Origin of the sequence: Metabacillus endolithicus (assembly GCF_023078335.1) — a bacterium.
In the GTDB taxonomy this organism is placed as follows: Bacteria; Bacillota; Bacilli; order Bacillales; family Bacillaceae; genus Metabacillus; species Metabacillus endolithicus.
The window spans coordinates 90,048-108,281 of sequence record NZ_CP095551.1; the positions used below are offsets into that span (position 1 = coordinate 90,048).

The window sequence follows — 18,234 nt, forward strand, 5'->3', positions numbered from 1 at the left end:
ACACTTTGAAATGGAAAAGGAATTGTGAGTAATTCATTTAAACTAAAGGCACAGAATAGTTGAAAAACCAATCAGAAGAAGAGGACGGAAAATGGCATCGAATGACAGGGAAATGATGAATACTGCTTTAAAAAAAGTTGCAATACCTTTTTTAAGAGAACAAGGATTTAAAGGCTCATTACCTCACTTTAGAAGAAAAAATGAAACTAACATAGATTTAATTACTTTTCAATTTAACAAATGGGGAGGCTCATTTGTAGTTGAATTAGCGATTTGTACAATAGAAGGTGTAACAACACATTGGGGAGAGTACATTCCGCCAAACAAAGTTACTGCCCATGATATAAACGAAAGATTTAGGTTAGGAGCCAAATCAATTGATGAAGACGGTATATGGTTTGATTTTGAAAATGCAAAATCAGTAGAAGATTTTGAGAAAGTAGCATCCATTGTTGTAGATTTATTAAATGTATCTGACCGTTCGTGGATTACCAAGTTCTTCAAGTAATTGCAATCTTCTGCAATCAAAGCGCCTTTATGGAACAAGGAGATGATAGGAGGTTATGTAAGTGAAGATGTAGAATAACTAATGGTAGAGAGAAGAATGGGGGTATTCATATTATTAAAATATTAAATTTAGGAATTACATTCATACTATTAATAATAATAAATTGGGGAATTACAAAGATTTTTGATATAAACTTTGTTGATGCATCTTTTTATGTTGGATTAATCGGTATTGTTTTTGCACTTTTAACAAATTCATCAGGTGGCTTTATTAGTGATTCATTAAACATAACTGTGCAAGGCGAAACAGGAATTAAAATCAATAAAGAAGAGAAAAAGTTTCAACCATCATTTATCCTTATCGCATCAATTTTCTATTTAGTAGGAGCTATAGTTGCTACGCTTATTGTATATAAAGAATACTTTTAGGTCAGCAATTTCCTTCAACAACAGAAGTAAGCGCCTTTCTGGAACAAGGAAAGGTGCTTAGTTCTGTTGTTGAAATGTCAGATTGAGGAAAATCACTTAGAAATCGATCGATATTTGTGAAGGGGTTCACTTAAACAAACGGAGCAGGTTACTGCAATAAGGAATAAAATTAATAAAAGTAGGTAAAACAATGAAATTGATTGGAAGTAAAACAGAACAGAATATAAGAGAACAATTGATTAAATCATATAAATATCTGCTGAATGATAAAAGTAATAAAAAGTTGTTGTCTGTAATAGAGAGTACGTTCCCCAATATGAAATCAGCATACATCATTGATTGGATACCAGAACAAGGCGAGGATATTTATACAGTTCTTATAAATACAGAAACAATAACTAAAATTGAAATTTCTCGTGTCGATACTAATGTTAAACCTGTAATTGAAAGCATATCTGTTACTAATTTCAGAAAGAGTTTAAGTAAGATAAGGCAGATTAAACTTGCTGTTGCAATTGATCTGGCTAAAAACAATTAGCAGCTTATTTAACAAACAAAGCGCTTATCTTGAAGAAAGATAAGTGCATTTTTCATGTTAAAAGGCCATTTTGCTGAAGATCAATTAGAATAAAATTGTAATTGTAAAGAGGTGTAACGGAGTTTACTTCAAGATGGAGTGATAAAATAATTAAAAAAGTTAATGAGTGAGGTTAATTTAAGTATGAAAGAGATTTGGGAAAGATGGGAACCAGTACATAGTTTCCCTAAGAGGATTTATTTACAAAGTCTAATTGATAATAAAAATGGTCTTACTTTACTATTTGAAACAGGAGATGATAAAACAATAGCATTTAATTTCGACAGTGGAGTTTTATCTTATAGAAACACCGATGAAGGAGTTTTGTATCAGACATTACGCGATTTAGATAAGGAGTATGGAGGTGAATTTTATAGTAATTGGTCACTATTCAAAGTTAAAAATTCTTCTTATCTTAATTGGTTTAAGAAAGAGGGGTGTGGGAAGTGGGATTACCAAGATGATGTGAAACACTATGTATTTATGACATCCGATGATGTTGTTGAAGTTTTATCAAACTATTTACCATTAATTACTCTTTAAAGTGTAGATTAGTTCTTATTGAACTATAGGATGCAAATGTGTAGGATTCGTGTCGTTCTTATGGTAAGAGCCATATTGGAGAAGGTCAATTAAAATTAAAATGAAAGTGTGATAAGTGTATGTGAAGTACACTTAAACTTAAAGGAGAGTTAAGTGGAAGAAGTGATAACATTAATTGGACTGAAAAGTAGGTGAAGTGAAATGTTAAATAAACAAGATGGCAAGATTAATGAAATAGTTTACCACAACACTTCTTACTATAACGGAAAATATAGATATTTCCCGACGATTACAGATTTAAAGTGTATTTTAGATGAAATTATTAATGCTAATTCAACTACAAATTATATAAGAATCACACCATTTTATATTAATGAACTATTGGATATGCAAATTGAGTTTGAAGAATATATATTTTTTATAGAATGTAGAGATTGGTTTGACGAGAAAATTCAGGAGGAACATATTATAGATTGTCTAAATGTTCCAGATACATCAAGAGTACATAATGATTTTAGGTTAGGTTCAATATTATATCCTCTATGTCAAAAAGAAGATGTAAGGTCATTTAAAATTGCTCTTGAACAATATAAGGAGAAATTAAGAGAAATTCTCCCCATAATGATGGAAATTGCAAAAAAAGAAATGGAATTAACAGATGATCATATACCATTCGGATATTTCTGCTTTGAAATACATAGTGGGTGAAATAATAGTTGTTAAACTAAAAGGGGCGTTAATACATCAATCATCTACAGCAACAAAAATGCTGATCTTCCACAAAAAGAAGCGCGTTTATGAAAGAAGTAAAATTCAATCATTAGTGATCTTCAAAAGTAGAGGTGCATTTCATGTTGAGGTGTGCCTTTTATGATGAAAGCACAGGATATTCTGTATCATAGATAGAATAATTCTAAGAGGAAATGAAGAAATGAACTGATACAGATTCTATTTAAGTAGGTGATTAAAGTGATAAGAGCTGCAACTTTTTATAACAGAAAAAACGTATGTAAGAGTTGTTAAATAAAAGTTTTTACATAACTATATCCGCAAACAAAGCGCCTTTTCATGAATAAGGGAAGTCCTTAAGCGCCATTCTTGAATTAGATGTGTTTTACAATATCCAAGTTAGATATAACAAAAGATTACATGAATGGTTTAATTATATATAGTATATTTCTGCTACTCAACATTTTTTATTTTGCTCCGAAATATAAGGATGAAAATTAAAATCCAAAAACTCCATACCTCAAAAAATCCACTATTTTCCCATATGACTGCAAATGGAACCTGGAAGGTTAAAAACGCTAATATGCCTGAAATTGCAATAATAAACAGTTTAATAATCATATTCTAATTGAACCTCCATTTTTCATAATTTTACAATACCGTTAAAATCACATAGATACAAGGACGGAAACTTGAAATGTCTATTTTAAATATTAATTTCTAAGTTCTACAGAACATACATCTAGTCCTATGTTCTAAATACATAAATGAAATGTTCCCTCTACAAACTAATGGCGAGTTAATTCAAAAAACATCTTCAGCAATAAAAGCGCAAGAGTTTAAGAACGAAGCTGTCATTAGAGGCAGCTTTTTTGTTATTGACTATAGGGACAGGGTAGTGAAACAATACGCTGTCATTTTCTAAATTATGTTAGTATTGTCTTATTATGTACTGGAGGGAAAAATATTGAAGAGAATGCCGTTCGAACCACCAACAGAACACTATGATGAAAAAATAGAAACAATTGATGAACAAATATGTTATTTAATTGAGCAACGGAAGGAACTTTCAAATAATAACCCTGGTTTTCCAACTAAAGAACTTATTAATAAATGGTCAATGAAATATAACTTTTATGAAGATTTTCTAAATAGTGTTTTCTCGCATTTTTTAAATGAAGAGATATATAAACCTGCTGTGGAACCAAAAGGATTTCTGCAAAATATACCAATGTTGAAATCATTCGAAAAAGATGGTGTTTTTTATACAGTAACATTTGTTCGTCAATTTAAAAATGCAAGTGTTGTACATTTTACCATTGATAAAGAAGATTCAGATAAAGATCAACTTAGGTTTGAAGAACATTCATTTTTTGACCTCTTTATAGAAGGTGAAGGGGTTGATTATGACTGCCGAAACAATTTTGGTGGTGGATCAGGAACTCATCATTCTTTTACATTTACCGTATCGCCAGCTTTACCTAACGATCTTTCAAATATAAAGTTAACGTTCAAAGAATGCAAAATGCCATTCCAAAAACCAACAGGGTTTGAATTTGTTATTCACACAGACAAATAAATAACTTGTTTAATAATAAGTATATTTTATTTAATTAAAGGGTCCCATAAGAAAAGGGTAATAAATTGAAAAATAATCTAAGTAGTGTTCTAATCCAATAAGGAGATGAAAGAATGAAAAAGTATTACTTCTTGCTTTTATCAATTCCATTTATTATCACTAGTGGGTGCGGATTTAATGGTGAATATGTACGTTGGGGAGATACAGTGCCCGTTGTTGACACAAACAGACTAGAAAAGAATAATATTCCTTATAAAATTAAAGACAATAAAGTATATATTCCAGAAGATGCCTTTGATAAAGCAATTTTATGTTGTTCATAAACTGTTGAAAAACCAAATGAAACATAGGTAATGTTAAGGAATTCTACAGCAATAAGATTTTCAGCAAACAAAGTCTAATAAAAAAGATCTTATAAGTAGTAAAATAATGAAATTAAGTGTTTTTTACTCAAAAAAGCCTAAACCCTTATTAAAGTGTACCCTTTGTAAAGGACAATTTTAAAAAAGCCTAGGCTGCATTAATGAGATGATCTCTGTATTGAACAGGGGTCATCTTATTTAAATTCCATTGATATCTATAGTAATTGTAATAAATCATATATTGCTTAATTTCTTTTCTCAATTCATCTAGAGTTGTACATGCTTTAATAGAGGCTTCATCTTTAAGATGGCCAAAGAAAGATTCCTGGGGAGCGTTATCCCAACAGTTTCCTCGTCTCGACATAGATTGTTGTAATCCTAACTTTTTAACCGCCTTTTGAAAGTCCGGATGTGTATAATGGACTCCTTGATCTGAATGGATTAATGCGTCTTTTGCTTTCTTGAAATTTCTGTTTCTCTGTAACTTCTTGAGAGTATCCGTAGCTAAATTTAGGGTCATTCGATCAGACACATGATACGCAAGGATTTCACCCGTCGAGCCATCCTTTATAGCTGATAAATAAGCCCTCATTCCTTTTCCAAAATGGAGATAAGTGATATCAGTTAAGAGCACTTTCCATGGTATTCCTTGCTTAAATTGTCTATTTAAAAGGTTTGGTACAACCCTATGCTCCTGTGTGGCTTTCATCATTCTTCTATAAGGATTCGCTTTTCTAATAGGGCAAATTATACCGTATTTTTTCATAATACGTCGGATACGTTTCAAATTGTAGACAACATTAAATTGACCCGCCAATGTCATTTTGATTTGACGTGCCCCTTTCTTGCGGTTTTTAAAATTGAAGGCTTTTAAGATAATCTCCTTTACTACTTCATCTTTTTTATCCTTTTGTATTCTTTGTTCTTGTGACTTCTCAGTAAAATAATTATAATAACCACTTCTTGAGACGCCAGCTAGTCCACAAAGATAGCTCACCATATTTTTTAATTGATATTTTTCGATTACTAAATGAATGAGAAGATACTTTTGACAAGGGGGAAGGACTATTTCTTCATCCTCCTTTCCGCGAATCGTATCTTTTTTAATAGTTCGTTTTCAGCCTTTAGTAAGTTGATTTGTGCTTCTAAGCGAGCATTCTTCTCCTCTAAAGAAAGTTCTTTTTCTCTAGTACGCCCCGAGTTATCAGCTCTGGTATCACGTAAACCGTCTATTCCACTCTCATCAAATGCATCTTTCCATCTTCTTCTTGCTGATCTAATGCGTTCTTTTCCTAACACATTTACATCAAAACCATATTCCTCAAATATCTCTCTGGCAAACTTTCCTTTTTCTTTCTCCGAAATGAAGATATGTTTAAACTCATCAGTATAAGTGATTCCTTTAGAACTAACAGATTTAACGTATTTATTAGTAGATAGCTGCATAATCTCTTTTTCTGTAAAAGTCTTTTTACTCATAATAATATTTCCCCAGTCCCTGTTGTAATTTCTCTAGATGTGTTTATTAATTATACAAAAAAGTACCCTATAGGTAGACTTTTTTTATGTGTCTACTCTATGGGGTACATTTTAATAAGGATGTGCGCTTTTTTCATTCTATACGAGAGTATTTCTGTTAACTTGAAAGGAATTTAGGGAGATGTATAGAAATTTAAAACTATAATTTTATAAGGGAAGGTGGACTTAATATCAAGTATCTTAAGTTGCTATTAAATGATTTTAACAAGTTATTTGTATTTTTAAGAGAAACTACATTTTTAAAGTATTTTGTATTAATTATAATTGTTCTTTCATTTACAGTTGGATTTAAACCAACAACAGATGACTCCGATATAATAAATTCCATAAAACCCACTAAAGAAGATCAATATGTACTAATGTCATTCTTTAATAGTACGCCTGAACAATCAATAAATGAGAGTACTTTTCTAGCTCAGAATGAGATTGATTCTATACTTAAGAGGCATCAAGTATCATATTATCGGTCTGTAACAGATTCTAATCTTGGGAAAGAACTTAATATTGATAAGTCTCCTACTTTTATGGTTATAAGTTATGAAGGTATAGTATTACGTACTAATAATATTAAAGATGTAGGAAAATATTTTAAGCCTGTCCCAAAAATTGAATAAACATATCTTCAGCAATCGAAGCGCTGTTGTCGAGGAACCCAATTAACGGTGTCATTAAACATATGACAACTTCATATCATATACAAACTAATATGAGTGGAGGAAAAGTTGTGAACTTAGTTGGTTATTTATTTCCTATCGTTTTACCTCTTCTGATATTAGTTTGTATTATAGGCTTTACTAGGGAAATCTTTAAAAAGAGAAGTTAAGGGTTAGGTGACTAATTAGTGTTCAAACAACAAATGATCTCCTACAAAGCGCTTATCTTGAAAATAAAGGTAAGTGCTTTTTCATGTTAAGGCCAGTTTGTTGGGGACTGAGTTCTTACATCTTAGAATAACTGGTTTAAATTGAGGTTATCGCTTCTTTTGCTATATGTAGCTTTGTCGCTTACTTATCAATAAATAAAATTCATAAAGGAAAGTAATGGTTCTTATTCCACTAAAACTGATATATATTAAAATTTCTGAAACCTCTAAAATAATAAGGAATAGACATAGACATTTTGTATGAAAGTTATTTAAAAAAATTTCATTGGTGGAAGTGATCGAGTGAGAGCAAAGAGGCTGATTATAATTTTTTTATTAGTGTTAATTGGAGTTCTTGAATTACTTTTCTTAAATTTGAACTCACAAAAATATGTTTATATAACAATGTTTAATACCTTAATACCAATACTAAGTACAGTAATTATTGGGATGTTTTTCACAATAGTTGACTTAGATCTTTCTAAGTCATTTATGAGTAAAATTACAACATATATTTCTATTATCTTGTTGATATGTGTCCCTATAATTTATATTACAACTAAACCTGAATTTACCTATTCAGAAGCCTCAAGGTAGTATTAAGCAAAAAGAGAAAGTGGAAATTATAGAAAATCATTCTAAAACTATAAGTGATAATAATGATAAACTGTATTATTCTATTAAAGGGATGAAAGATGGGGTATTAATCCATTTTCAATTTGATCCATATACAGGAGAACATATTACATTAAGTCTTAAATAGCATTTAAGGTTCTTGGATTGATAAGCGGCACTAGTCTTTGCAAATCCTGAAACATTAAAAGTCACTGTTGCTTGTATGCATCAACACATTAGAAACACAGTTAATGCGATTAAGAGATAAATATATATTATAATCTTCAACAACCAAAGCGCGAATGTATAAGTACATTTGCGCTTTATTTATTAAAGGACCTGCTAAATGTGAAGCAATTCGGAGACAATTATAGTATACCTAAAAAAAAAATTGAATGGATGATAAAGCATGTTTGATAATATAAACTTTTGGACAAATGAAAATTATTTCAGATTAGAAAAATTAACTGAAGATGATGTACAAGATGTTGAAAGGAAGCTAGGTGTAATTTTGCCTAAAAGCTATATTGAATTATTGCTTCTTCAAAATGGAGGATATATACACTTTAACAATTATCAGGTTGATAATTATCACCTATTTATTGATCACTTGAGGGGAATAGGTGCTGGAGGTCTTTTAGAAAATGAATACTTGCTAAATGAATGGGGGCTACCTTTAGGACTAGTCTTAATTTCAGGTGACGGTCATAGCTGGATTGCTCTTGACTATCGTTATCAATCGAGTGATCCACCAGTAGTATATATAGATATTGAAAGTGATACTATTATAAACATCGCTTCTGATTTCGATAATTTCTTAAAAAAGCTCTTATCCTTTAAAGAAGTTGAAAATAAAGTACTAAATAAAGCAGATTTTACACCAAACTCTCAAATTGATAGGAATCCTTTTGTTACAAAATATTCAATTAATGACTTAAGAAGTGAATTGAAAAATAGAGGAGTAATAATAATCTTTGAATATAAAGGTGAGGAATATAACATTACCGACGATAAAAAAGGGTTTCATTTTTCCTCAAATAATGAAACTCAATCTTTTCTAACGGGGCAGGATAGTGAAAGAAGAATTAAACTTTTCAATAAATGAGTAGGTGATTATTTTGAGACAAAGTTGTAAGGAAATAATGGACAAGCTACTAGCAACAAATTACATTGATGCAAAGTTAAAAGACTTAACTTATGACCATAAATCTCTCACGGTAGAATTAAAATATGGCGATTTAAAAGGAAATAAAAATGATTATATTGTCATTTTTAAGGGTTGTTTTTCGGTAAGCTTTAACACTTGGCTTGAAGGAATGATTGGAACAGTACCTAATAATCCAGACGACTTAGATTTTTTTCTCCACAATGTTGAAGTTGAAGAAATCGAAGTTAACGGCATCCAATTATATAAATGTTCATTAACAATACCAATGATGGATTGCCAAATTACTTGTGTATCAATAGAAATAAATTATCCTTATTAAAGTAACGGGTTGCGTTAATTCAATTACCTTCTTCAGCAATCAAAGCGCAATTATAGATGATTGCGCTCATATTATGTTTTGGCCCATATAAAATGGAAGATCTCTCTTGCTCAATTTGAAGGATTTTGAAATAATTGGTATTAAGTTAACTAGCAGTTAAATTGAACAAGGGGGAGAAACTTTGAAGAAGAAAGGCTTCATTCCTTCAATAATCTTTTGGAGTATTATTTTGGTTTTTATTTTAATTTTAGCTTTGTTTGTATTTTGGGGCGAAGATATAAGAGAAAAAATAAAAGAAGGATTTACAGATGATGAGCCAGTATCAGTTGAAAGTAATTAATTATTCAATTATAGGACACTGTTCTTGAATAAGGATAGTCGCTTTTTTTATTATACAGATGAACTTTTCCTTTTTAAGTTGAACTTGTTTTAAGAGGAGGAAATGATGAAACAGGCATTAGGAATATTTATTAGTTTTTCAGCTATTTTTACATACCTATTTATAGATACTCTTTATTATTTTCGTCCTATTGAAGAGAAAATAACAAATGATATTACGGGAGTTTCAACAGTTATATATAACTATCCTTCGATGTATTGGTTAATTTGTATCATTTTAATAATTACTTTTATTCTTGGAATATACCTTATTTTAGCAAAGGAAAAGCAACCTGAAGAAGGTCCACTCTGTGATACTTCAAAATAACCAAATGGGCTGGATGATTGTTCTCGGAGTCGGGATCACGGCATTAAATAACTCACAAGAATAAAGGATTTTTGTAACATCTTTAAGTTTATTTGTAAGTTATTTGTTATTTTTGCAGCTTATTCACTACATAACAACACTTTAGTGAATTTTGTGATCTTAAGCAATTAAGCGCAATAGTAGAAAAGGGACCGTCATCGACGTCCCTTTTTTGTATCAACTAAAATAGGAACAAGCAGGTGATAACAATCTATATGGAGAATATTAGGTAATGATTATATATAGATTCGGGGGAGTATTAATGGAGTGGCGTAAAGATGATTTTATGGTTAGTGACAATATCGAACTTATAAACTTAGATGCTGTCCAGAAGTTTCTTTCTACAACATATTGGGCATCAAATAGATCAATAGAAACGATTGAAAATAGTATTAACAACTCACTTTCGTTTGGATTATACCATAGAGGTAAACAAATTGGATTTGCGAGAGTAGTTACAGACAAGGCTGTTTTTTCTTGGATTTTGGATGTGGTTATAGATGATAAATACAGAGGTAATGGATTAGGAAAATGGTTAATGGAGTGTTTATTTGAGCATCCAGAAATAAAATATACTGCATTTGCTTTGGCGACTTCCGATGCTCATGAATTTTATAGTAAATTCGACTTTATAAACAATAAATGTATGACCAAACCTTTACTGACTAAATAATTAACATTAATTTTGGGGAAATTTATTTGAATTAAGGAGATTATTTTCTATAGAACTTGAAGTGTTTAATCAGAAATAATTTATCTTTTTTTTATTGTCATTTTAAAAGGAGTGTTTTCATGCCATTAGTAAAGGTATATCTCAAAAATAGGATAGATATTGATAAACAAGGAATTGCAAATAGATTAAGAAATATAATGCAAAAAGTCTTGCATGTACCTTTGGAAGATGGACCAGTGCAGTTTTTAGAAATTGAAGAATCAAATTGGTTTATGCCAGAAGGATGGGACGAAGAATTTGTTTTTATAGAGGTATTAATGTTTCCAGGTCGAAAAAAAGAGACAAAAGAAACATTAATATCAGAATTTGCAGAGGCATTATCACAAACCTTGAATATAAGTAAAAATTCTATAATTACAACATTACATGAACCTAACCTTGATAATTGGGGTATAAGGGGTGGAAAGCAAGCATCTAGTGTAGGAATTAATTTTGACTTAGACGTATAAATTTTTAGTTCTAAAACATTAGAGTAACCAATCTTCAACAATCAAAGCGCCTTTCTGGAACAAGGAAAAAGATGCTTATTAAACTTTTACTAGTTTACACGGTTCTTGTTCGAATAATAATTAAAGTGCCACCTAAGGAGAAAGAGTAAAGGGACCTGTGATTTAGTAACTATTTTCCTTTAATTATTAAAATTCAGCCTAAATACTTAGCACTATAACATTATGGAGAACTAGTCTTTTAGATGTGAACTTACAGACAATCATTTACAAATACCTCCTAAATAGGTAAAGTTTACTAGAATTCATAGTTAAATACATAAGGAGGAGTTCGTTTTGAGTAATAAGATTAGATTTTCAATATTTATTGTACTTTTAACATTTACTTTATTATGTGGATTAGATGGTAATCCTGCAAATGCAAAAGAAGCTAGTGAAGAGAAAGTTAAGATTACAAAAGAGTTTTATATTGATAAGTTAGAAGATGGTAGGGTGGAAGTTTTAGATAAAGTCATTAAAATAAATGAAAAACAAGCTGATAAAGTTTTGACGGAAATGGGATTTAGTACAGAAGAGATTAATCAAATAACACCTGAAATTAAAATTGATATTGCAAAGAATGGTGGGAAAAAAGTAGAAACAAACACAGAAGAAGTAAGTTATAGCATGTATGATCCGGTAAGTAATAGTAGTTATGAAATCAAAGGGAAATCACTAGATGAAGTAAAAGAAAAGGCTACAAAAAAGGCGAAGGAAATCAATGAGTCAAGAAGAAAAGATAAAGGAAATGAAGCTCAAACACAATCAGTAGGTAGTACTAGAGTTTTAGCAGGCGGTTTTGATCAGACATATAATGGATGGGATAGGGTAGATGCCGAACATGATTGGAAAGGACAAACGTATGTTATTTACAACGGAAGAACATCAAATGGAAGTGAGTTAAGATATTCTGTTTATAATAACTTTCATTGGGATTCTCAACCCTTTGCGAATTTCAATGACGAATTTGCAGTTTGGTTTAATGAACGTGGTACAAAATACGCTCCTAATAAAGATTCTTTGGTTTCATATACTGGTTCAACAAGTACAGTTTCTCGTGAACTTACTTCAAAACTTAAAGAAGACGATTTATATGGAACGACTTGGGAATTTAGTTGGTCATCACCATATGTAATTTATAAAGTTGCTGGTTGGGGAAAACAAGAAGTAAGATTACATAGTAATGAAATGCATGGGAGGACCTATACAGTTCAAGGAGCCCATTTTCATCCACACTTCCCTGGCGGCAAGTCAATAGATGTCGGTGTTGGGGGAATCACTTTTGGGTTGGCTGCCGGAGATAAATGGAAATGGACGGAGTCATTTATAGTAAACGACTAATATTGATCTCACTTGTTTTGCTGAAGAATTTAGATAATATAGTTAGGGGGGGAATATGCAAAGAAAATATATAATTATTATTTTATTGATAGCAATAATAATTATGTTAACAAATGTAAGTGGTTCTATCTTTAAAACAGTTAATAAAACGAAAACTCTTGAACAGGAAACCAACTCAATTGTCAATATCAAGATCTCTGAACCTTCAAAATTCCCGTTTGAAATTGTTAGTAAATCTAACGAAATAATTATCGATGATAAGACTCATGAATTCATTTACAGATATAAAGGTGAAAACCCAGAAAGAGAACTAGTATTAATAATTGATAAAATAGTTTATGAAAATGACAATAGAAGTAGTTCAGACTATGGTACAGAAGAATATGAACTAGCAAACGGTGAAGCATCATATTATCTAGAAAATGAGGATGTACAATATCTTACTTTTAATTACAAGGAGTACCTAGCTAGAATCGTTTATGACTTTCAAGGGAAAAAGCCTTTAAACGTACAAGAATTAGTCAAGTTAGCTAACCAAGTAATTGAGTGAAATTTTAACGATTAATAGAGTCAGTTTAATTAACTGACTCCATTAATATTATATATGAAGATTCATATGTTGGTGATAACAATGCGGTTTCACATATTTTAAGTTCTTTACCAAGCAATGAACATTTAGAATGGGTTGAACTTAAAACTAAGGAAGAACCTTATGGAATAAACATAAATTATAATTTAGAAGTAGAACAAAAGATTACGAAGAAGCAGTGATATACAACGGTACATTTTTATTGTCATTAATTCAAAATTCTGACAGGATAAACTTTAATTTTGAGAATTAGAATATAAAATAACGAGGGTAAGACTAGAAGAATTGTATGGAAGAGAACCAAATGATTTTACGAATGAAAAAGAGTTGAAAAAGTTTGTTCAACTACAATTGGAAGATTAAAGCAATGTAAATCAGCTTCTTAAGTAGAATGTATTACATTACGGTATCTTCAGCAATCAAAGCGCTGTTGTTGAGGAATACCAGTAAATTAATCGAGTCATTAGACATAGGTGAACTTCATATCATATACAAACTAATATGAGTGGAGGGTAAAATCTTGGATTTACTGGGTTATTTGTTTCCTATCGTTATACCTTTCTTAATATTAATTTGTATTATAGGTTTTACTAGTGAAGTGTTTAAAAAGAAATGTTAAAAGTCAAAGTTTTCGATCAGCAAATGTCTACCAAAAAGTGCTTATCCTTAAAAAATTATGGATAAGCACTTTTTTATTTTCGAGGCAAATGAGGTATATGATGAATTATAAAAAGGCAGTAAATATGAATCGAGGATCTGTATTTCTAAATTAATTTTTTCCGTTTTGTTTTTAGTAGTCTTATTTCGCTTCCTGTACATAATGGTAACTGGAACAGTAGATGGTATTAATCTTGTTGAAAATAAGGAAACTAGAATAACAAAAGAAGGGTATTTTAGAAGGGAAAAAGGGAGAAATACTTACGAACAATGGTGAAAAAATTGCAGTCGATTCACAAGTATACACAGTGATAGGTGTACTTAGCAAAGAAAGTCCAAACCATATAAAAGACATTCCAGATAATGCAGCAAAATTGGCTGAAGTATTAAACATTGACTCCAAAGATATTGAAAAATCGTTAAGTGATAGTAAAGCATATTAAGTTGAGTTAGGTAAAATAGGCAGAAATATAACATTTACTCAAATGATGCCATCCCCCTTGTATTATGAAGATGCATAGAAAATGTGAATTCCGAAAACTCTTGTTTCATTATACCTAAAACATCGTAAATAAGTTTTGGGTCACCTGTACCGCGCGATTGTTAAGAATTGCAGGCAGAAAATGATCAAACATTATTATGTATAATTGTATAGTGCTTTATAGAGAATAATCCCGTTTTGATCAATCTTTTTTTCGAAACAGGTTCATTTAATTTGAAGTAAAATGTGGATTTTCAGGGTGTTAATGATCAAATTTTATTTTAAAGCTACATTTATGTTTGAAAACTACCTTATCGTTGTAAAATTCGTATTATCCTGACGTTACCCTATAATATTAATATTATTTTATTATAAAACCTCAATTTCACTTATAAAAAGTATCATTAGGGTTTTCATTATGTGATAGTTGATTTTCCAAATAGATATTTACCAATTCATCAATAATTTTACTTAGTCGTAATGCTTGTTCTGAATTAATACCATGCTCATTGATTACTTTATACATTAAATTTCTTGTTGGTTCAATTAAATTTAACTTCAATTCTTCATGATCCATATTGGTCAGGCCTTTCTCATTGTTAATGGATGTATGTATACCTTGAACCATTATATAATTAGTAAATAAATGTTTGTACTGGTATTTATTAGTTGATAAAGTTTCCCCCTACTTTTACTCCTGCATGATCCTCTAAATTTCGGCGTCTTCTTAAATACCTCTCGGTAGTTAAAAGAGACTCGTGTCCCAGCATATCTTGTATGCTTTTGAGGTCAATACCTTTATCAGCAAAATAAGCAGCTGTGTAATGCCTGCAGGTATGAGGAGTAATATTAAACCTCTTGTCTCCTTTTTCATGAAGCATCTTTCTTCGTTTAATAAAAGGAAATATATCGCTAGTTGTTAGTATTAATCTAGAGAATTCAGTACTTAGATAACTAGAATTGTAATGCTCGCCACTTGCTTTAGGAAAAAAGGCAGTTTCATCTACCTCGGATAACTCACTGTTAATTCCTCTTCTTTTACGAAACTCACTAACAACCTCAAGGACATCATTAAAAATCTTAGCATTTCTCTCCTTGTTTCTCTTACCTGTCACACTTAAGAAATAACTATCATTTTTCGGATAATAAAAAAGGGAAGACCATTCAGCTGTTGCCAGTTCATCTATACGTAATCCAGTTGAAACCAATACATATAACAATGTGTAAGCAAAATAGTTTTCTTTTTTAAAGTATTCTAAGAGCTGCTGCACTTCATGATCATAAAAGTCACGATTAACAAGTTGTTCTTTATCGACACTTACCCTTTTTAGCATAATCGTTACATCTTTTTTTAGGGCTCCTCTTTTAAAAAGGTATGTTAAAAATTGCTTAATAACAGATGTTTTTCTTCTTAAAGTAGAAGGAGAAAGATTTTTTTCTTCTATTATATATTGATATTTTTGAACATCTTCCTCATCAATATACCTGGTGCCTCCAAAATGATTTGCAAACTCAATAAATTCTTTAACATCCCGAAAATATTCCCTCTTTGTATTATCTGATCTTTTTTTGCCAATTGTAGGTTCATCATGCAGGAAAAGGTAAAGTAACATTTCGTCCGGAACATGATCCCAGGATACACTTGAAAAACCATTGTCTATGAAAATCTTAAAAAATTGATTATTATTCCAAAATTCTGGAGAAGATAAATTTAAATCATATTTATTACCCTTTAATATAATCTCCATAATTTCCCTCCTGCCTCTCTTGGATAAAGTTGTAAATAGAACCTTGTCCAAGCTCCTACAAATCTTAAACTTCTCTATTTCTAATTTTACACTACTAAAATCTCAAAACCTAGAAAAATCCATGATTTTCATAGGTTTATATACAAATAATAAACAATAAATTTCTTTTATAATATTAATACTTGTATTACCTTAATTTTCTTGTTATTATGTAGTTGACTAATTAAGTTAGTCAACTACATAATACGCATTTTAGGAGATGGTAAAAAGATGGAGGTAGAGAAAAGTATAAGTTTCAATATGGTAGAAAATGTATTTGAATGGTTGGCGAACAATCCTACCACAATAATCAAAAAATTACAAAATCAGATAATAAAATTTATGATGTAACTTTTCAAGAAGGTGATAGAGACGAAAGGATTCTTGAAGCTCGGAAAAGACTTATACGTAATATCAAAGCTATTGATGTTAGTAAATACGATTGCTTCTCAATTCGGAATTTCATTTATTGATTCCTCCAGGGAAAAACAGCTAACCAATTTGAGTAATAAGATTCTCAGAAACTTAAAAACAATAACCTAAAAATATAACCACGGAAATTAAATTAATTAAAACATGGGACGATACATAGCAGGACAGGAGATACTTCCGTTTCTATGTACAAATTAGAAAGGGTGTTTATAGGATGTATAAAATTGAGTTTATTTCCAAAAGAGTACATAAGGAATTAACTAAACTCAGTTATAAGGATCAAGAAATTATTAAAAAAGCTTTGAAGGTTCTTGAATTAGATCCACGTCCTTGTTCTCTACAATATTCTCCACTAAATATTGATAAAAGTATAAAGAGAGTTAAATGTAAAAGAACTAGATTATTTTATCTAATAGACGATACCAGAAAGTTGATCCAAATTGGGAAAATTCAAAATAGAGACTCACAGTCTTATAATAACTATGCTATTAAAGATTGGTTTGCTGGAGTAGCGTAACAGGAGCATTTAAGGAGAAATATAATTATGTACATTACAGTTAATGAACTAGCCAGTATATTAAATAAAACTAAAAGACAAATACAATATATGATTTCCAATAAGTTTGCTCAACCAATTAACCCTGATACCCACAGAAGAGATGGAGGTTATCGCTTTACTTCGACAGAAGTTGAGAGATTAAAGGAAATATACACCAGGAACGATTTGTCATTAAAAGAGGCATCAAGAATAGTCGGAATAACTCCGCAATACTTGAATCAACTTGCATTGGATAATAAAATTCAAAGCAGCATGGTAAGTATAGGACATCGTTTAGAGCGTAGATTTACTAAAGAAAATTGTAAAAAGATTCTTGTTGAATTAAAACAGAAAAAACATTCTAAAAGAAATAATCAGTACGGTAGAAAACTTAGCAATTATAGCAATGGGGTTAGATTGTTTAAGCATATAATACTAGACGATCAAAAGTGTGTAATTGTCAATACAGATCCTTTATCTGTTCTTAATGAAAAAGGTGAATCAGTTAATATTAATAATATAGATATTAATATTGAAGGATGGATAGATAAGCCATATGTTACCAGGAAGGGATTCGTTGAATTTCAAATTCCTATCCCTAAGTACGTAGACCATCCGGCTTACAATCTTTTCTATACATTAATAAAGCAGATAGGACCCAAAAACATTCAATTTTTTGAGACTCCCTTAGGGGATTATTATATAAGAACTAGACAGTCAAAAATTCATATTAGTGATGATGAGTTTTATTTACTACAGAAATTCATTTTAAAAGGCAGAATAGAAAACACAAAAGATTGTATTGTCCTTTCTTCAGGTTTTGATCAAGTGCTCTTAGATATACCTTATGATACACACAAAAAATTAAGCACATTAGCATATAAAAACCAGCAAAGTGTAAATGACTTATTTCTTAATATAATAGAAGAGTTTTTAGGTGAGTTGGATGAAGAGTAACAAAAATATGTTGAAACGATACAAAGCCGCTGCGAGGATAACGCATCATCTGAAGAAAATAGATGATGTTAAATCTACTTGTAATCCTGATGACATTTTAGACTTTATCATTAATAATTTATCAGAAGATCAGCTGATAAAAATAAGTAATGATCTATTTACATTAGAGAGGCAAAAGACAAATAGTAGAAACTACCTTTTAGTAATAGCGTCCGGTATTATTAATTTAAAGAATAACGATCAACATTAAAATATGTAAG

Annotated in this window: 23 protein-coding genes; 20 read left to right on the forward strand and 3 right to left on the reverse strand. The window is 30.4% G+C overall.

Features of this window, described 5'->3' with window-relative positions:
* Positions 1-91: 91 nt before the first annotated feature.
* The 6 genes from MVE64_RS26405 (at position 92) to MVE64_RS26430 (ending at position 4,687) form a co-directional block, all read left to right on the forward strand.
* A complete protein-coding gene (locus tag MVE64_RS26405; RefSeq protein ID WP_247347668.1) occupies positions 92-508 on the forward strand; it encodes a DUF4304 domain-containing protein in 417 nt (138 codons plus the stop codon).
* Between the two features lie 618 nt (positions 509-1,126).
* Positions 1,127-1,474 carry a hypothetical protein gene (locus tag MVE64_RS26410; RefSeq protein WP_247347670.1) on the forward strand — a complete coding sequence of 116 codons (348 nt, stop codon included), beginning with the start codon at positions 1,127-1,129 and terminating at the stop codon, positions 1,472-1,474.
* A gap of 183 nt (positions 1,475-1,657) precedes the next feature.
* Positions 1,658-2,056 (forward strand): hypothetical protein, encoded by a 399-nt coding sequence (locus tag MVE64_RS26415; RefSeq protein WP_247347672.1) that lies wholly within the window; start codon positions 1,658-1,660, stop codon positions 2,054-2,056.
* A gap of 201 nt (positions 2,057-2,257) precedes the next feature.
* Positions 2,258-2,764, forward strand: coding sequence for a hypothetical protein (locus MVE64_RS26420; RefSeq protein WP_247347674.1), 507 nt, complete (start codon positions 2,258-2,260; stop codon positions 2,762-2,764).
* Between the two features lie 988 nt (positions 2,765-3,752).
* Entirely contained in the window at positions 3,753-4,364 is a 612-nt protein-coding gene (locus tag MVE64_RS26425) for a hypothetical protein (protein ID WP_247347675.1), read from the forward strand.
* A 113-nt stretch (positions 4,365-4,477) separates the two neighbouring features.
* A complete protein-coding gene (locus MVE64_RS26430; protein ID WP_247347677.1) occupies positions 4,478-4,687 on the forward strand; it encodes a hypothetical protein in 210 nt (69 codons plus the stop codon).
* A 187-nt stretch (positions 4,688-4,874) separates the two neighbouring features.
* Here the strand turns inward: MVE64_RS26430 and MVE64_RS26435 are convergent.
* Positions 4,875-6,205, reverse strand: a protein-coding gene (locus tag MVE64_RS26435; RefSeq protein WP_379053284.1) for an IS3 family transposase whose coding sequence is annotated in 2 segments (ribosomal slippage) — positions 4,875-5,824 and positions 5,824-6,205 — 1,332 coding nt in all. Because the reading frame shifts where the segments join, the coding sequence is not laid out codon by codon here.
* Positions 6,206-6,450: 245 nt separating this feature from the next.
* On the opposite strand from MVE64_RS26435, the gene MVE64_RS26440 reads away from it, so the two are divergent.
* The 11 genes from MVE64_RS26440 (at position 6,451) to MVE64_RS27675 (ending at position 14,222) form a co-directional block, all read left to right on the forward strand.
* Positions 6,451-6,879, forward strand: coding sequence for a hypothetical protein (locus MVE64_RS26440; RefSeq protein ID WP_247347680.1), 429 nt, complete (start codon positions 6,451-6,453; stop codon positions 6,877-6,879).
* Between the two features lie 1,272 nt (positions 6,880-8,151).
* Entirely contained in the window at positions 8,152-8,847 is a 696-nt protein-coding gene (locus MVE64_RS26445) for an SMI1/KNR4 family protein (RefSeq protein WP_247347681.1), read from the forward strand.
* A 13-nt stretch (positions 8,848-8,860) separates the two neighbouring features.
* Positions 8,861-9,229 carry a hypothetical protein gene (locus MVE64_RS26450; RefSeq protein ID WP_247347683.1) on the forward strand — a complete coding sequence of 123 codons (369 nt, stop codon included), beginning with the start codon at positions 8,861-8,863 and terminating at the stop codon, positions 9,227-9,229.
* A 181-nt stretch (positions 9,230-9,410) separates the two neighbouring features.
* A complete protein-coding gene (locus tag MVE64_RS26455) occupies positions 9,411-9,569 on the forward strand; it encodes a hypothetical protein (RefSeq protein WP_247347685.1) in 159 nt (52 codons plus the stop codon).
* 105 nt (positions 9,570-9,674) lie between these two features.
* Positions 9,675-9,935, forward strand: coding sequence for a hypothetical protein (locus MVE64_RS26460; RefSeq protein WP_247347687.1), 261 nt, complete (start codon positions 9,675-9,677; stop codon positions 9,933-9,935).
* A 301-nt stretch (positions 9,936-10,236) separates the two neighbouring features.
* Positions 10,237-10,647: a GNAT family N-acetyltransferase gene (locus MVE64_RS26465; protein WP_247347688.1), complete on the forward strand. Its 411-nt coding sequence runs from the start codon at positions 10,237-10,239 to the stop codon at positions 10,645-10,647.
* A 119-nt stretch (positions 10,648-10,766) separates the two neighbouring features.
* Complete coding sequence (locus tag MVE64_RS26470; protein ID WP_247347690.1) at positions 10,767-11,156, forward strand: tautomerase family protein; 390 nt, start codon at positions 10,767-10,769, stop codon at positions 11,154-11,156.
* Positions 11,157-11,489: 333 nt separating this feature from the next.
* Complete coding sequence (locus MVE64_RS26475; protein WP_247347692.1) at positions 11,490-12,533, forward strand: hypothetical protein; 1,044 nt, start codon at positions 11,490-11,492, stop codon at positions 12,531-12,533.
* Between the two features lie 55 nt (positions 12,534-12,588).
* The gene (locus MVE64_RS26480; protein WP_247347694.1) at positions 12,589-13,083 is read left to right on the forward strand and encodes a hypothetical protein; all 495 of its coding nucleotides are present in this window, start codon (positions 12,589-12,591) and stop codon (positions 13,081-13,083) included.
* 95 nt (positions 13,084-13,178) lie between these two features.
* Positions 13,179-13,304, forward strand: coding sequence for a DUF4825 domain-containing protein (locus tag MVE64_RS28255; RefSeq protein ID WP_425594030.1), 126 nt, complete (start codon positions 13,179-13,181; stop codon positions 13,302-13,304).
* Positions 13,305-14,087: 783 nt separating this feature from the next.
* On the forward strand, positions 14,088-14,222 hold the full coding sequence (locus MVE64_RS27675; RefSeq protein ID WP_281730526.1) for a hypothetical protein: 135 nt from the start codon (positions 14,088-14,090) through the stop codon (positions 14,220-14,222).
* 423 nt (positions 14,223-14,645) lie between these two features.
* Here MVE64_RS27675 and MVE64_RS26485 read toward each other — a convergent pair whose 3' ends face one another.
* Both MVE64_RS26485 and MVE64_RS26490 read right to left on the reverse strand, forming a co-directional pair.
* A complete protein-coding gene (locus tag MVE64_RS26485) occupies positions 14,646-14,822 on the reverse strand; it encodes an aspartyl-phosphate phosphatase Spo0E family protein (RefSeq protein WP_247347696.1) in 177 nt (58 codons plus the stop codon).
* A 103-nt stretch (positions 14,823-14,925) separates the two neighbouring features.
* Positions 14,926-16,008 (reverse strand): tyrosine-type recombinase/integrase, encoded by a 1,083-nt coding sequence (locus MVE64_RS26490; RefSeq protein ID WP_247347698.1) that lies wholly within the window; start codon positions 16,006-16,008, stop codon positions 14,926-14,928.
* A gap of 685 nt (positions 16,009-16,693) precedes the next feature.
* Here MVE64_RS26490 and MVE64_RS26495 point away from each other — a divergent pair.
* From MVE64_RS26495 to MVE64_RS26505, 3 genes are read left to right on the forward strand one after another with little or no spacing between them, the layout of a single operon-like run.
* Positions 16,694-16,996, forward strand: coding sequence for a type II toxin-antitoxin system RelE family toxin (locus MVE64_RS26495; protein WP_247347700.1), 303 nt, complete (start codon positions 16,694-16,696; stop codon positions 16,994-16,996).
* A gap of 27 nt (positions 16,997-17,023) precedes the next feature.
* Positions 17,024-17,974: a helix-turn-helix domain-containing protein gene (locus tag MVE64_RS26500; RefSeq protein ID WP_247347702.1), complete on the forward strand. Its 951-nt coding sequence runs from the start codon at positions 17,024-17,026 to the stop codon at positions 17,972-17,974.
* Between the two features lie 7 nt (positions 17,975-17,981).
* Positions 17,982-18,224 (forward strand): hypothetical protein, encoded by a 243-nt coding sequence (locus MVE64_RS26505; RefSeq protein ID WP_247347703.1) that lies wholly within the window; start codon positions 17,982-17,984, stop codon positions 18,222-18,224.
* Positions 18,225-18,234: the final 10 nt, after the last annotated feature.

Coding starts and splice junctions, on each gene's coding strand:
- MVE64_RS26405 (WP_247347668.1), top strand. CDS start 92: ATGGCATCGAATGACAGGGAAATGATGAATACTGCTTTAAAAAAAGTT.
- MVE64_RS26410 (WP_247347670.1), top strand. CDS start 1,127: ATGAAATTGATTGGAAGTAAAACAGAACAGAATATAAGAGAACAATTG.
- MVE64_RS26415 (WP_247347672.1), top strand. CDS start 1,658: ATGAAAGAGATTTGGGAAAGATGGGAACCAGTACATAGTTTCCCTAAG.
- MVE64_RS26420 (WP_247347674.1), top strand. CDS start 2,258: ATGTTAAATAAACAAGATGGCAAGATTAATGAAATAGTTTACCACAAC.
- MVE64_RS26430 (WP_247347677.1), top strand. CDS start 4,478: ATGAAAAAGTATTACTTCTTGCTTTTATCAATTCCATTTATTATCACT.
- MVE64_RS26445 (WP_247347681.1), top strand. CDS start 8,152: ATGTTTGATAATATAAACTTTTGGACAAATGAAAATTATTTCAGATTA.
- MVE64_RS26460 (WP_247347687.1), top strand. CDS start 9,675: ATGAAACAGGCATTAGGAATATTTATTAGTTTTTCAGCTATTTTTACA.
- MVE64_RS26465 (WP_247347688.1), top strand. CDS start 10,237: ATGGAGTGGCGTAAAGATGATTTTATGGTTAGTGACAATATCGAACTT.
- MVE64_RS26470 (WP_247347690.1), top strand. CDS start 10,767: ATGCCATTAGTAAAGGTATATCTCAAAAATAGGATAGATATTGATAAA.
- MVE64_RS26480 (WP_247347694.1), top strand. CDS start 12,589: ATGCAAAGAAAATATATAATTATTATTTTATTGATAGCAATAATAATT.
- MVE64_RS26490 (WP_247347698.1), bottom strand. CDS start 16,008: ATGGAGATTATATTAAAGGGTAATAAATATGATTTAAATTTATCTTCT.
- MVE64_RS26495 (WP_247347700.1), top strand. CDS start 16,694: ATGTATAAAATTGAGTTTATTTCCAAAAGAGTACATAAGGAATTAACT.
- MVE64_RS26500 (WP_247347702.1), top strand. CDS start 17,024: ATGTACATTACAGTTAATGAACTAGCCAGTATATTAAATAAAACTAAA.
- MVE64_RS26505 (WP_247347703.1), top strand. CDS start 17,982: ATGTTGAAACGATACAAAGCCGCTGCGAGGATAACGCATCATCTGAAG.